Genomic DNA, 15,666 nt, shown 5'->3' with positions numbered 1-15,666 from the left:
TAGCTGGGCTTTTTTAGGGTTTATTCATCACCAAGATTAATCGGCGACGGTTTCACCTTGTAAGTGTTCAACACTTGGCACCGCTTTATGATTAGCGCCTAAGTATGAATAAATTACCGGTAATACAAACAGCGTAAACACTGTGCCAATCGACAGGCCTGCACAAATTACCATACCAATATCGAAACGCGCTGCCGCACCCGGACCAACTGCCAATAACAGAGGAATAAGGCCAGCAACCATTGAGATAGTGGTCATCAAAATCGCTCGTAAGCGAATACGTGCCGCATGACGAATAGCGGTAATTTTATCTTCGCCTTTCAGGATCTGGCGCTCTTTAGCCACTTCACACATCAAGATACCGTGTTTGGTAATCAAACCCACTAGGGTGATCATACCAATCTGGGTATAGATATTGAGAGACGCTAAGCCCCAGCCCATCATTAGCAAGGCACCACAAATTGCTAGTGGCACCGACACCATAATCACCAGTGGGTCACGTATGCTTTCAAACTGCGCGGCCAATACCAAGAAGATAATCGCTAAGGCTAAACCAAAGGTGGCATAAAGCGCCGAGCCTTCTTGCACAAACTGACGAGACTCGCCTTTGTACTCGAAGCCATAACCTTTAGGCAGTATCTCCGTTGATTTCTGCTCCAAGAATTTCAAGGCATCACCCATGGTTTGACCAGGCATTAATGCACCGTTTAAAGTGACCGAGTTAGTTTGGTTCATCTGCAATAGTGAATCTGGCTGGCCAGTTAAATCCCACTCAATTAAGTTAACCAATGGTACTGGACTGCCATCCACAGTTTTCACGTAAAACTGACCAATAGCCTCTGGGCTTAGGCGATCTTCACGCTTCACCTGAGGGATCACCTCATAAGAGCGACCATCGTAGTTAATATGGTTAATGTAACCGTCACCCATTAAGGTCCCCAAGGTGCTAGCAATATCGGCCATTTTCACCCCATAAGCACCTGCCTTATCGCGGTTAACTTTAATATCGAGGGTCGCCGTTTGGAACTTAGTATCTAAATCGGTAAATACGAAGTAACCACTTTGCATGGCCGCTTGTTGAAGTTCTTGCGCCAAGCTCACCAAAGTACGGTAATCACCGGTGCCTTGCAGCACAAACTGCACAGGGAAACCGCCACTTGCACCCGGTAAAACCGGCAGCGGGAATGACGCGACTGATACACCAGCTATGTCGGCGGTTTCAGCTTGAATCGCTTTAACCAAGGTATCTTGATCCATGGTGCGTTGATCCCACACCGTGGTATTCAAAAACCCTAAACCTTGTGTAGCACTTGGGATCCCGGCCAGAGTAAATGAACCAGCAATATCATCTAAAGCCAAACCTCTACGGCCTACTTCAGTGGTGTATTGGTCCATGTAATCGATGTTTGCGCCGGCCGGGCCGTTCGCCATAATCATCGCCGCACCTTTATCTTCTGCAGGTGCTAATTCGGTGGGGATAATTTGCAGTAATGGGTATAAAGACCCCATAACAATAATCGCAAATACCACCACTACTGGGCGACGATTAAGCAGCGCACCCACCATTTTGTCGTAACCACTGTCTAAGCGGTCTAAGAAGTTATGAACACCTACTTCAAAACGGCCAGGGTTAGGATTGTGTTTAAGCAATACCGAACACATTACCGGCGACAAAGTTAGTGCAACAAAGCCCGATACCACTACCGCGCCCGCTAAGGTAAGCGCAAACTCAGCAAACAGCACCCCAGTTAAACCTTCCACCATAGCAATCGGTGAGTATACTGCCGCTAAAGTAATGGTCATCGAGATCACCGGCAAGGCGATTTCACGCGTTCCAACAATCGCAGCATCAAAGGGGTTCATGCCTTGGCGAATATGCCGGTCAACGTTTTCCACCACCACAATAGCGTCGTCCACCACCAGTCCAATGGCTAATACCATGGCTAACAGCGTCAGTAAGTTAAGCGAGAACCCTAAGGCTTGCATAGCTAAACACACACCCACCAACGACAGCGGAATCGCAATTACCGGTATCAGCACCGCCCGCAAGTTACCCATAAACAAGAAGATAACCACCACCACAATAATGGTCGCTTCTACAATGGTGGTGAGTACTTCATTAATCGACGATTCAATATATTCGGTCGAATCGTAGAGCACCTTCATACCTAAGCTGTCTGGCAGATTGGCTTCAATATCTGGCAACATCGCAGTCACTAACTGCGCAACCGTTAGCGGGTTTGCCGTAGGCGTTGGATCAATCGCTACTACTACCGCTGTTTTGGCATCAGCTTTAGCACGCACCGTTTCGCGGGCAGAACCCAGCTCAACTTCAGCGACGTCGTTTAAGCGCACAATACCGTTATCGCTACGAGCAACAATTAGCTGTTCAAACTCAGCCCGCGTTTTTAAATCGGTATCCGCTTCTACGTTATACAAGAAGAAACGACTTTTGGCTTGGCCCGGCGCAGAGCGAAAGTTGTTGTTTTGCAAAGCACTAACCACTTCAGCAGCGGTCAATTTATGGTTAGCTAATTTAACCGGATCTAACCACACTCGCATCGACAGCTGCGGACCATAAACGTTTGCTTTAGCCACACCGGTAATGGTCACCATTTGCGGCTGCACATTACGGTTTACGTAATCTACAATTTGCGGAGCTTTAAGTTCATCACTGCTAAAGGCGATGTACATAATTGAGGTACTAGAACCGGTTGAACGCGAAATGTTCGGGTCCAAGGCTTCGCTAGGCAAACGGGCACGCACCGCGTTCACCTTGGCCATCACCTCAGACAAAGCGGCATCTGGGTCAGCACCAGTTTTCATATAAGCAGTAATGGTACTGCTACCCATCGACGAGTTAGACTCTAAGAAATCTAAGTTATCGGCCTCGGCTATCGACTGCTGCAAAGGCTGGGTGATAAAACCTTGAATCACCTCTGCGGGTGCACCGTAATAAGCGGTACTAACGGTAATCACCGTATTGGTAAGCTCTGGGTACTCGCGAATTTGCAGCTTAAAGATTGATTGAACACCAACAATTAACAGCAACAAACTCAAAGACAGAGATAAGATGGGTCGCCGAATAAAGGCATCGGTAAATTTCATGACCTAAGCTCCTAGTCTTTTGGCAGATTTTGATCGCGGTTCAAGAAGCTATCTTCAACAATGCGCACCAAAGCCCCATTGCGTAAGCGTACCTGACCAGAAACCACAACTTGCTCGTCTGCTGCTACTCCTTTCTTGATGATAGCTACATCGCCACGGCGCTCGCCCACTTGAATAGTACGCTGCGTTGCAGTCAAGGTTTCGCTGCCATCTTCGGCAGTTTGGCTTTCGACAACGTATAAAGACTCACCGTACAATGAGAAGGAAATAGCCTGCTGAGGAACCACAATCTGATTGGCTTGAACTGGCTGCCAAATGCGCACGCTGGCATACATGCCTGAGCGTAATTGCCCCTCGGTATTAGGAATAGTAGCTTGCACCTGAACCACACCACTTTGTGGATCAACGGTCGGTTCAATGGTTGTGACTTGACCTTTAAACCACTGATCTGGGTAAGCATCAGAGTTAAGCTCAATCTCGGTGCCTAAGGTAATCAATGAGATATCTTTTTGCGGCACAATAAAGCGCAGCAACATATGGTCTAGGTTTTCTAGACGCGCCATATCATCACCCGCTTGCACATATTGGCCGAGGTTGATTTGGCGAATCCCCATTACACCGCTAAAGGGCGCACGAATTTCACGACGTTCAATGGTGGCTTTTAAGGCCGCAATATCATTTACCAAGGCTAAGTAATTAGCTTCTGAGTCATCAAATTGGGTTTGCGATACCGAACCACGCTCAAGTAGCGATTTATTTCGCTCCATTTGGCGTTTAACCGCAGGTAGTTTGGCGGTGGCGCTGGCTAAATTGGCTTTTTCTACATCAGCTTCTAAGCTCACCAACAATTCACCCGCTCGCACTGTGTCACCCGATGAGAAATGAATTTTTGTCACCAAACCGGCTACCGAACTGGTGATGTTCACCCCTTGATAAGGTTCAATGAAACCAATTGACTCAATCGCTGGCTGCCAATCTTGTGAACTGGCCAAGGCCACCTCTACAGGCATTTCAGGCACCGGACGATTAGCCATAAACTGGGCAATCATTTTCTGCTTAAACAAGTAAAAACCAAACACACTACCAAACAGAATCACTGTAAGGACTAGCATGATTGCCATCCATTTTTTCATTTCCCAACTCCAAAAACTAAGGGTGTATGGTGATAGCATCCCAGCTAGCTAAAAGCGCGGCATCCATGTCTTGCTTTGTAAATGTTACGTCTCTAAAAAAAGAGAACCGACAAATTTCGTGTATTTGACCAAATGCCAAGGCATAAAGCATTTCTCCCGGAAGCGCCTTAAAGCAACCTTCTTCGACACCTCTCGAGAAAAAAAGTTTTACAGGTTCGAATAATTCCATAATCAATTGTTTATGATGTGCATTCTTCGGTAAGGTTTCTAAATGCACCCATAAACGCTGCACGTTCACATGGGCTAAATGATAGTTTAGGGCATTAAGCCACAAACGGCGATGTTGCTCTTTTAACCCTTCATTCGCGTCTACACCCGCCAAAAAAGCATCGGTAAACAAACGCAAATTGCGTTCATGCAACTGTGCCATTAGTTCGTCTTTATCTTTGAAATACAAATAGATAGTGCCAGCAGCCACTTTCGCTTCTTTGGCCACACGCTGCATCGATAAAGCGTCAATGCCGCCTCGCTCAATCAAGTGTTCGGCTGCCATTAAAATACGTAAGTGTTTATCGGGAATCATAAAATGAACGTTCATTCAGTTGTTGAAGGCGATTATAGGCATCATCAAAAAACAATCAATGAATAATTGTTCATTTTTAAAAAATTTACTTTTATTAAAGGTCTCTGTTTACGTAGATCAGCCCCTCCCGATCAGCTAAAATGCCCGACCCGTTTAGAAGGAATGCTCCGTGAAGTTAAACCCCGCTCAAGATAAAGCCGTTAATTTTGTTTCTGGCCCTTGCCTAGTGTTGGCTGGTGCAGGCAGTGGTAAGACGCGGGTAATTACCAATAAAATTGCTCACCTCATCCAAAACTGTGGCTACAAAGCAAAAAACATCGCAGCGGTAACCTTCACCAATAAAGCCGCTCGAGAAATGAAAGAGCGTGTCGGCCAAACAATGGGACGCAAAGAAGCTCGCGGATTAAGAGTATGTACTTTCCATACCTTGGGTTTAGACATTATTCGTAAGGAATATAAGAGCCTTAAACTTAAACCTAACTTTTCGCTGTTTGACGACCAAGACCAAATGGCCTTGCTAAAAGAGCTCACCGAGAAACAGTTGGAAGGTGACAAAGATTTGCTTAAACAGCTGATCAGCACTATTTCTAATTGGAAAAATGACCTAATTCTGCCGCAGCAAGCGGTTGCCCGCGCAACCGGGCAAAGTGAGCAAGAGCAATTGTTTGCTCAACTATACGAGGCTTACCAACGCCAACTTACCGCCTATAACGCGCTCGATTTTGACGATTTAATTTTAATGCCGACTCTGCTTCTGACCCACGATGCAGCCGTGCGCTCACGCTGGCAAAATACCATTCAATACTTATTGGTCGACGAATACCAAGATACCAATACCAGCCAATATCAACTGGTAAAATTGATTACCCAGGAGCGAGCTCGTTTTACAGTTGTGGGAGACGACGACCAAAGCATTTATTCATGGCGTGGTGCTCAGCCTAAAAACTTAATGCAGTTACAAACAGACTTCCCCGCCCTGCAAGTGATTATGTTGGAGCAAAACTACCGCTCTACTCAGCGTATTCTAAAATGCGCCAATATCTTGATTGAAAACAACGAACACATTTTTGAAAAATCGTTGTTCTCAGAGCTAGCCTACGGCGAAGCTTTGAAGATTTTGTTTGCTAAGAACGAAGAGCAAGAATCAGAGCGGGTGGTGGCCGAGCTAATTGGTCATCGCTTTATGAACAATGCCAGCTACAAAGACTACGCAATTTTGTATCGCGGCAATCACCAGTCGCGCTTATTAGAAAAAACCTTAATGAACAACCGTATCCCCTACAAGATTAGCGGTGGTACCTCATTTTTTGCGCGTGCAGAAATTAAAGACATTATGGCTTACCTGCGCGTACTGGTGAACCAAGACGACGACAACGCCTTACTGCGCATCATCAATACACCGCGCCGCGAAATTGGCCCCACCACCTTAGAAAAAGTGGGCACCTACGCTAACGAACAACACATTAGTTTATTTGCTGCAACGACCCACTTTGCCATGACCAGCATTTTGCCTAATCGAGCACTGAATGCCGTTAATCAATTTAGCCAATGGATTATAAGTTTGTCAGAGCGCATAGAGCGTGGCGATGCATTACAGGCCGTGCGAGATATGATCCGCGATATTCATTACGAAGATTTTCTCTACGAAACCAGCCCTAGCCCCAAAGCTGCCGAAATGCGCATGAAAAACGTTTCGGAGTTGTTTCGTTGGGTCAGTGGTATGTTGGAAGGTGATAACGACAACGAGCCAATGACGTTACCGCAAGTGGTTAATCGCCTTATCTTGCGCGACATGATGGAACGAGGCGAAGAAGATGAAGAGAGCGATCAAGTTCAGCTAATGACCTTACACGCGTCTAAGGGTCTGGAGTTTCCTTACGTTTACCTCATCGGAATGGAGGAAGGCTTATTACCTCACCAAAGCAGTATTGATGAAGATAACGTAGAAGAAGAACGTCGCCTAGCCTATGTAGGTATCACCCGCGCTCAACGAGAGTTAACCTTTACCCTCACTAAAGAACGTCGCCAATTTGGCGAGTTAATCAAACCTGAGCCCAGCCGTTTTTTATACGAATTGCCTCAAGATGATTTGGTATGGGAACAGCGCCGTAAAATAGAAACCGCAGAAGAACGCCAAGAGAAAGGCAACATAGGTATTGCCGCATTACGTGCAGCCCTCAACCAGAAAAAATAGCCTTAGGCCTTAATTCACTCTTAAAATTCATCCGATTATCTTATTCAGCATTTAAAATCAATGGTCTTAAATGTGATCCTGCGCCAATAACCTTGTATGGGCGCAATAGATTTGTGATCGAAACGGTTTTCATCTCAATAAAGCGCCTTACTCCAAGGATTTATGAGAATAAACTCACAAAACTGTAAACAAGGATGGAGCGCAATGATGAATGCACTCGTTGAACAACGCCAGCAGGCGCAACTGCATTTTCAACAAGGGGAACAAAATATCGTGGTGGGCAACGCAGCTGCGTGTCCCTTGCCTCCGGAACAACTTGCGTCCTTAGACATAGATTCCGAATACGTAGTTGAGGTATTTGATGGTGGGCTTACCGCTGTTGTACTGCACCTATGTATTAACGGTCGCCACTACAACCTTAAACGCCGTCGCCCAAAAGCGCTGGTGCATAATGTTGATGGCGAAACCTCGTTTCTTAACGAAGTTCAACGCCGTCGCGACATTCAGGCATTAAAAGATCAGCCGACTACTGCCAAAGCATTTACCCATGTAGTCACCACGCTTTACGCCAACTATCGCCTTGGGTTTATATTGTCACCTTGGATTGACGGCAAACCCTTGTGCAGCTTTAGTCGCGAGATTTTCCGCCAAATTTTCGCCACTCAATTTGCCTTAGAGCAAGCTGGATTAATGGAATGGGATTTGTCGCCAGGTAACATTATTTACGATGGTCGCCAGATACACCTATTCGATTTTGGCTACATGTATACCTATAATCCGCTTGAGCACTACAATAGCGACGGCCTCGATGCCCCTGCTTTTCATGCAGCAGAGCGCCTAGAAACCCGCAATGTATTTGGCTATTTGTTACGCTATCAAGACGTAATGACGGCCGCCGATCAGCTTGCAATTTATCGCGAGCTAAAAGAAGCCGCGCTAGACATTTATACTCAAAAGCTGATTTGGCTAAAACAACGTTATGCTCAGCCAGCCATCATTCAATGGCAAACTGACATTATAGAACGTTGGGAGTACGCCTTAGATAACGAGCGCTCATTAAAGAACCTGTTTGTTGCCGAAAGCTTTCGTTCGCACTGCTTAGACATTGCTGATGACATTAGCGGAAAAAGCTGCACACCAATGACCTTAAAACGCATCGATAAAGTGATTACCATGGCGGCAACGGTTTACCTTCAGCTACAAAACAACGGCGCATTGCTATTTGATAATGCCAGCCTTGAGCAAGTAGACCTGATCAAAAAATACCAAGATTACCGCAGCCTTGCGGCCCAGTATCAACAGAAATAGCCTAGATTATTCATACCGTTAAGCTTTGTTTACAAAGGCATCAAGTATAACTGATGCCTTTGTGATGAAAGCATCACACTTCTGTACATTTTTTACCCTCCTTTAATGTTTTTTCTCTACCATGCTAAAGAGCGCTGAATAGCAGATTGATCTGCTCAGAGCTCTTACAACTATAAAAATGATATTCAATTCACCCTTGTTGAGCGGATCTACAAAATTTTCGCCATAACAGGGTGTTTATAAAAACAGCAAAAACAGTATAAGGAAAGGATCCATGAACAAGTTATCGATCGCTCTCGCGGGGGCGACGTTGCTGTCTGCGCCCGTGGCAGCCGAATGGAACTTTAGGGGTACGCCAAACCAATGGTTGGCCACTCCCCTAGAAGTAGTTTCAGGAACCGAATACAAAACCTGCCAAAGCTTTGGAGACAACGACCCACGATTTAAAATCGACCGTTTTGGCGACTGGAATGAAGCCTACCCCAACGGAGATGTACGAGTAGCAGCCAACAAAAGCTACGAGATTCACTTTTTTAGTGACAGCAAAAACATTACCACTAGCGAAGTAAGTTCTTGTGGTGATGTAATTCAGCAAGCTGATAGTTGGTTTTACCGAGGAACATCAAATGGTTGGGCAGCAACTGCCATGACCAGTAGCGACAACCTAAACTTCTGTACTACACAAAGTTTTGCCAACAATGAACCACGTTTCAAAATTGACCACTACGGTGATTGGAACGAAGCTTACCCAACGGCAGACTTCACGGTAACCGGAAATGCCAGTTATCAGATTTGTTTTAACTCCAGTTCAAAACAAATCACCGCAACTCCCACCACCAATGAAGATACCCAAGCGCCAACGGTGAGTGCTAATCCAACAGCTGGCAGTTACACAGAAGCCCAGCAAATTAGCTTAAGCGTGACAGACAACCAAGACAGTGCGCCGAGTATTTACTGTACCACCGACGGTTCAGTCCCCACTCAAGCCTCAGCCCAATGCAATAGCGCTACTTTTTCTGCCAGTGATGTAGTGGCAGATGGCGTGGACTTAAGCCTAAAAGTATTAGCAGTAGACGCTAGCGGTAACTCAGCAGTAAGCAGCTTTGACTACACCATTAGCGATGCTCCAGCCGATACTTGGTACTTCCGTGGTACTTCAAATGGCTGGCAAACTACGCTGATGACCACCAGCGACAACAATATTTACTGTACTACTCAAAGCTTTGGTAACAACGATCCACGTTTTAAAGTCGATCACTTTGGCGACTGGACCGAAAACTACCCAACGGCCGATGTAACAGTAAGCCCTGATACAACTTACGATATTTGCTTTAACGCCACCAGCAAGCAAATCACCACCAGCGAAATTGAGGGTGAAGATACTAAAGCACCAGTGGTGAGCGCGAATCCATCGGGCGGCAGTTACACGGCTGATCAGCAAATTAGTTTAAGTGTGACGGATAACCAAGACCCAGCGCCTAAGCTTTATTGCACCACCGACAATAGCCTACCTACTGCAGCTTTAGCGGAATGTAGTCAGCAAAGCTTTACCGCCAGCGACGTAGTGGAAAGCGGTATTGATTTAGTACTGAAAGTACTCGCAGTAGATGCCAATGGTAACCAAGGTATAACTACCTTTAATTACACCATTGACCCAACCATCACCACCAGTGGCGATTTCCGTGAAGAAAATGTTTACTTCATTATGACTGACCGCTTTGCCGATGGTGACACGACCAACAACAACATCTGGGGCGATGAGTACTTACCCAACGGTGAAGCCGATAAATACAACACCAATACCAGTAAGACCGGACCATTGTCTTACTACCACGGTGGTGACTTCCAAGGCATTATCAACAACCTAGATTACATCCAAGACATGGGTTTTACCGCCATTTGGATTACCCCTGTAGTTAAACAACCAGAAGGTCGCCGCTTTAACGCCAGCGATGACTATGAAGCTTCGGCTTTCCATGGTTATTGGGGTTACGACTTCGATAAAATTGACCCACACCTACATTCTCTTGGTAAAGACAATGACGGCTGGGCAGGTTTTGACGCCTTGGTAAATGCACTGCATGAACGCGGCATGAAAATTATGCTGGATATTGTGGTAAACCATGGTCAACCAGGTTCATCGGTCGTGGGTTCAAAAAGTAAATGGGCCGACCGTGCGCTTGAAATTAAAATGGATGGTCAAACTTGGAACTGGGAAACCAACGACCCTTACATGGATGGCGCAAAAAATGGCTTCTTTAGCTATGCCAGCACCGGCAATACTTGGTTGATTGATTTACTTGATTTCAATGAACACGGTGATGACGACCAAAATGCCACTAAGCACTTAATTAATGTTTATAAGCGCTTTATTGACCACGGCGTAGACGCCTTCCGAATTGATACCGTGTCTTACATGACCGCTGATTTTTGGGAGCGCTTTACCCTTGAGATGGACGCTCACGCGCGCAGCTTAGGGAACGACAACTTCTACATGGCTGGTGAAGCATGGACTGGCGATCGTAAATCTGCGGTAGATCTTATCTACAATGGCCAAGGCAAGAAGTTCCACATGCTGGATCTACACGGTTCATCGATGGACTTCCCAGGTTGGATGGGCAAAGCCTTTAAAGGCGAAGCAGGTTTCGAAGATGGTAATGGTTATGCCCGCATTGCAGGCGCAGATGGCGATGCTTCGGGGATTTACGACCCAACGTATTTAGCCACCTTTGTTGATAACCATGATGTAACCCGCGCCAACGGTATTCTTAGCGAAACTCAGTACATGAACAACTTGAACTTTGTGTACTTGTTCCGCGGATTACCCGTAGTGTTTTACGGTACCGAAGTATTGTATTCAAGCTGGCCACATTACATCACCACTACCGAGAAAGACGATGTAGTGGCACGCTGGATGTTGGGCTCAGAAGGAATTAACTACGCCAAAACCAATCAGCCAACGCTATATAAGCATCTAAAAATGCTTAATAACCTGCGTAGCTCCTCTAAGGCGATTCAGAAAGGTCAACAAACGGACTTGTTGCTTGATGGTGACCACGCCGCCTTCAAGCGTGATAACGGTTCAGAAGTGGCCTATGTTGCGCTCACCAAAGGTAGTGCGTTCAGCTACACCTTTAGCAACCTGAGCAACGGCAGCTATCGCCTAATCACTCCAAACACTAATGCAGCAAGCTATAACGAGCAAATTGTTACTGTATCTGGCGGCAGCCATTCAGTTAACGTGCCTGCAAATAGTTTTGTGGTTTTAGACAAACAGTAAGCGTTTATATCTCATGCAGGCCTAAGTGTGCTTAGGCCTGCCTGTTTAACTATGGAAGAGTTAACACTATGAAATATTCAGCATTATTGATCGGTTTGTTAGCTGCCAGTAGCGCAGCACAAGCTGATTGGTTCTACCGCGGTACCAGCAATGGCTGGGCGACCAGCGCATTAGAAACCGTATCTGCGACAGAGTTTTCAACTTGCCAAAGCTTTGGCGACAATGACCCGCGCTTCAAGATCGATCGCTTTGGTGATTGGAACGAAGCCTACCCCGGTGATGATGTGCGCGTTGACGCGAACAAAAGCTACGACATCCGCTTTTTTAGCGACAGCAAAAACATAACCACCACTGAAGTCAGCAGCTGTGGTGACGTAGAGCCTCCAAAAGACAGCTGGTTCTATCGCGGCACGTCTAATGGTTGGGCGGCTACCGCCATGACCAGTACCGACAATCTTAACTTCTGTACCACTCAAAGTTTTGCCAATAACGAGCCACGTTTCAAAATTGATCATTATGGCGATTGGAATGAAGCCTACCCAACGGCTGACTTTACCGTCACCGGCAACGCAAGTTATAACATTTGCTTTAACGCCAGCTCAAAAGCCATTACTGCTACGCCAGTAAACGGCGAAGATACTCAAGCACCTAGTGTGAGCGCCAATCCCCCGGCTGGCACCTATACTAGTGCTCAGCAAATTAGTTTAAGCGTTAATGATAATCAAGATAGCGCACCAGCGATTTACTGCTCCACTGATGGCTCTACGCCATCTGCCAATTCTAGCCCATGTAATGACCTCACGTTTAATGCTACCGATGTAGTGGCTGATGGCGTAGATTTAAGCCTCAAGGTTTTTGCGGTAGATGCCTCAGGTAATTCTGCGATGAGCAGCTTTGATTACATCATTACTGATGCACCAACAGATAGCTGGTACTTCCGTGGTACGTCGAACGATTGGCAAACCACATTGATGGCGAGTGCTGGTAACGACAACTACTGTACAACGCAAAGCTTTGGCAGTAACAATCCACGCTTCAAGATTGATCATTTTGGCGATTGGACAGAAAACTACCCAAGTGCTGATGTATTGGTTGATGCCAACTCTACCTACAAGATTTGTTTTAACGCAATATCTAAAGCTGTCACCACCGACAAACAGGGCTGTGAATCAAACTGCGGCACCGACACAGAAACTTTAGGTGCAGTGTACTCAGCAACCAGCACAACGTTTTCTATTTGGTCACCAGATCATAGCAATGTAAAAGTGGTCGTAAACGGCGTAGAGCACAGCTTACAAGCAGTGAATGATTTTGCTGGTTACAGCCAGGTCTACCAAACCACCGTAGAAGGCGATTTGCACCTTAGCCCTTATACCTTTTTGATTAACGGCGTGCAGGTTCGCGACCCTTACGGAAAAATGGTACAGCCGGGTACCGGTGATTATGAAGCCATTAACATTGTAATGGATATGAGCCGCACCGAACCAGCAGGAGGCTGGGCAGCGCGTCCAAGTTTGATTGAGCGCGAAGATGCAATTATTTACGAAGTGCACGTGCGTGATTTCACTATTGATGCAAGCGCTGGCGTAAGTGCTGGTAACAACGGTAAATACTTAGGCATGGTAGAAGCAGGCACCACCCATAATGGCGTGAAAACCGGCATCGACCACCTTAAAGAGCTTGGCGTAACACACGTACAGCTATTACCAGTATATGACTTTGCTACCTGTGACGGTTTACCCGATAGCGACCCATGTTACAACTGGGGTTACGATCCTCGAAACTTCAATGTACCCGAGGAGCGTTACTCAAGCGTACCCACTGATTATGAAGCCCGTGCCCGTGAATTTAAAACCATGGTAAACGAGTTCCATAAAGCCGGTATTCGAGTGGTGATGGATGTGGTGTACAACCACACCTTTGACGATGAAATGTTTGAAAACATTTCTGGCCAATATTACACCGCTACCGACTTATCGGGCACAGGTAACTCAATTAATGCCGATGTCCCCATGGTTAGTCGAATGATTCAAGACTCGCTTGAATATTGGGTAGATGAGTACGGTATTGATGGTTTCCGCTTCGACTTGATTGGTATTTTTTCTTACCAAGAAGTAGAAAAATGGGGTCGTCACCTTAACAATCAATTCGCCGACCGCAACTTGCTAATTTATGGCGAACCATGGAACGGCTATGCTACCGATCCGTTAGAAGGGCAACGAGTACGTTACGGCACCACCCATCATATGGCTGACGAACATATCGGTGTATTTAACGGCGCGTTCCGTGAGTCACTAAAAGGTTCAAACGATGATGCTCGCACCGGCTACATGTTTAATAATGTAGATGCGGCTGAATCGGGTTGGGCTATTTATGATGGCTTCCAAGGCTCTCCCTACAATCCAAACGACGGCCGAAACAGCACTTGGTTCCGCAATTATGCTGCCGATCCAGAGCAAACGATTAACTACATTTCGGCTCACGATAACTTTGGTTTGTGGGATAAGGTGTACTTAAGCACTTCGAGTAACGTGCAGCAAAACAGCTCGCATCAGGTGATTAGCTTTAATCCTCCTGGCGATCTCACATACAGCAAGCGGGTAGTTAATTTTGGCATGGGCATGGTACTCACTAGCCAAGGCATACCTTTTATTCACGCTGGCGATGAGTTCCTTCGAACTAAAACCAATAACCAGCAAATTAGTAACCCTTCAGCTTGGAATTACGGGGCTCACGGCGGTACTCACAATACCTACAATGCGCCAGATAGTTTCAATGCCATTCGTTGGTCAAACAAAGCAGACAATATCGCCACATTCAATTACTTTAAGCAGCTGATTGAATTACGCCGTAAGCACGCAGGTTTACGCATGAATACTAGCCAAGAAGTGGCTCAGTACTTAAATGTGAGCCGCCCAGACCAATTTGGTGGGCAGGTGATTACTGGCCACATCACAGACCCAAGTGATAGCCATAATCTGTTTATTGTGTATAACAGCGGAAATAATCAAACCGTAAGTTTACCGGCAGGTAGCTGGACTAAGGTAGCTGATGCCTATGGTGCGGCTAACGCTGGTGGCTTATCGGGTAATACCCAAGTAGAAGGCTCAGCAGTGACTATGTTTACTCAAGCTAAATAAACCATAACGCTGACTAAAAAGCCCGAGCAATTGCTCGGGCTTTTCTTATTCGAGTGTCCCGTCCGGAAATAGGTTGACATAAAGAGGACTTCTTTATGACAACACCCATTAACTCAAGCCGTAAGCGCACACAACGAGATTACACCTTAGCCTTTAAATTAGGTGTTGTAGCGCGCATCGAAAAAGGCGAAATGACGTACAAACAAGCACAAGCCCGATTTGGCATTCAGGGGCGTTCAACCGTACTGGTTTGGCTCAGAAAACATGGTAGGCTTGATTGGTCAAAACCTTTTCAGCATCCCCTTATGCCTAATTCAAAAGAAACGCCAGCAGAAACCATTAAGCGCCTTGAGCGTGAGTTAGCCGAAGAGAAGCTCCGTAACCAAATCCTCAATGGTATGGTCGATATCATGGACAATGAATACGGAGCGGGCCTCAGAAAAAAGTACTTATCCGGTACGTCTGGCAAGCGAAAACCGACAGCGAAATAAACCTCGCTGCTGCCTGTCGCGCGGCAGGTATTTCACGGCAATCTATTTATCAGGCGGTCGCCCGAATGGAAAACCGTAGAGCGACGTTATCGGTCATCAAAGACTGGGTAGCGTACTGGCGTAAATATATGCCGCGATTGGGTGGGCGCAAGCTCTACGCGTTGTTAAAACCAAAACTCCTTGAGCACAACATTAAACTTGGGCGAGATGGGCTTTTTGCTTATTTGAGACGAGAGGGCTTGCTGGTTAAACCCAAAAGAAGCTTCACCAAAACGACGTTCAGCAAGCACTGGATGAAGAAACATCCGAATCTGCTGAAAGAGGAAGGACGGCATGATGCAGAGCATGTGCTAGTTAGTGATATTACCTACTTTGAATCAGACCAAGGTGTGCATTATCTGTCACTGGTCACCGATGCGGGTTCTCGTA

7 protein-coding genes and 1 pseudogene are annotated in these 15,666 nt (G+C 46.2%); 5 read left to right on the top strand and 3 right to left on the bottom strand.

Annotated elements, in window-relative coordinates; all coding sequences use genetic code 11:
- Positions 1–36: 36 nt before the first annotated feature.
- From FFR00_RS10295 to FFR00_RS10285, 3 genes are read right to left on the bottom strand one after another with little or no spacing between them, the layout of a single operon-like run.
- Complete coding sequence (locus FFR00_RS10295) at positions 37–3,108, bottom strand: efflux RND transporter permease subunit (RefSeq protein WP_137673315.1); 3,072 nt, start codon at positions 3,106–3,108, stop codon at positions 37–39.
- A gap of 11 nt (positions 3,109–3,119) precedes the next feature.
- Positions 3,120–4,241: an efflux RND transporter periplasmic adaptor subunit gene (locus FFR00_RS10290; protein ID WP_137673314.1), complete on the bottom strand. Its 1,122-nt coding sequence runs from the start codon at positions 4,239–4,241 to the stop codon at positions 3,120–3,122.
- Positions 4,242–4,257: 16 nt separating this feature from the next.
- The gene (locus tag FFR00_RS10285; RefSeq protein ID WP_137673313.1) at positions 4,258–4,839 is read right to left on the bottom strand and encodes a TetR/AcrR family transcriptional regulator; all 582 of its coding nucleotides are present in this window, start codon (positions 4,837–4,839) and stop codon (positions 4,258–4,260) included.
- A gap of 154 nt (positions 4,840–4,993) precedes the next feature.
- Between FFR00_RS10285 and rep the strand changes: the two genes are divergently transcribed.
- The 5 genes and pseudogenes from rep to FFR00_RS10260 form a co-directional block, all read left to right on the top strand.
- Positions 4,994–7,018, top strand: a complete 2,025-nt coding sequence (gene rep, locus FFR00_RS10280; protein ID WP_137673312.1) for a DNA helicase Rep — start codon at positions 4,994–4,996, stop codon at positions 7,016–7,018.
- Between the two features lie 204 nt (positions 7,019–7,222).
- On the top strand, positions 7,223–8,326 hold the full coding sequence (locus tag FFR00_RS10275) for a phosphotransferase (RefSeq protein ID WP_235836201.1): 1,104 nt from the start codon (positions 7,223–7,225) through the stop codon (positions 8,324–8,326).
- Positions 8,327–8,600: 274 nt separating this feature from the next.
- The gene (locus FFR00_RS10270) at positions 8,601–11,606 is read left to right on the top strand and encodes an alpha-amylase family glycosyl hydrolase (protein ID WP_137673311.1); all 3,006 of its coding nucleotides are present in this window, start codon (positions 8,601–8,603) and stop codon (positions 11,604–11,606) included.
- Positions 11,607–11,674: 68 nt separating this feature from the next.
- Positions 11,675–14,746 carry an alpha-amylase family glycosyl hydrolase gene (locus tag FFR00_RS10265; protein WP_137673310.1) on the top strand — a complete coding sequence of 1,024 codons (3,072 nt, stop codon included), beginning with the start codon at positions 11,675–11,677 and terminating at the stop codon, positions 14,744–14,746.
- A 95-nt stretch (positions 14,747–14,841) separates the two neighbouring features.
- Positions 14,842–15,666, top strand: a pseudogene (locus tag FFR00_RS10260) (IS3 family transposase); the annotation flags it as partial.

The sequence above is a fragment of the Agarivorans sp. Toyoura001 genome (assembly GCF_005405585.1).
GTDB lineage: Bacteria > Pseudomonadota > Gammaproteobacteria > Enterobacterales > Celerinatantimonadaceae > Agarivorans.
This window is presented reverse-complemented; position numbering and strand designations above follow the sequence as displayed.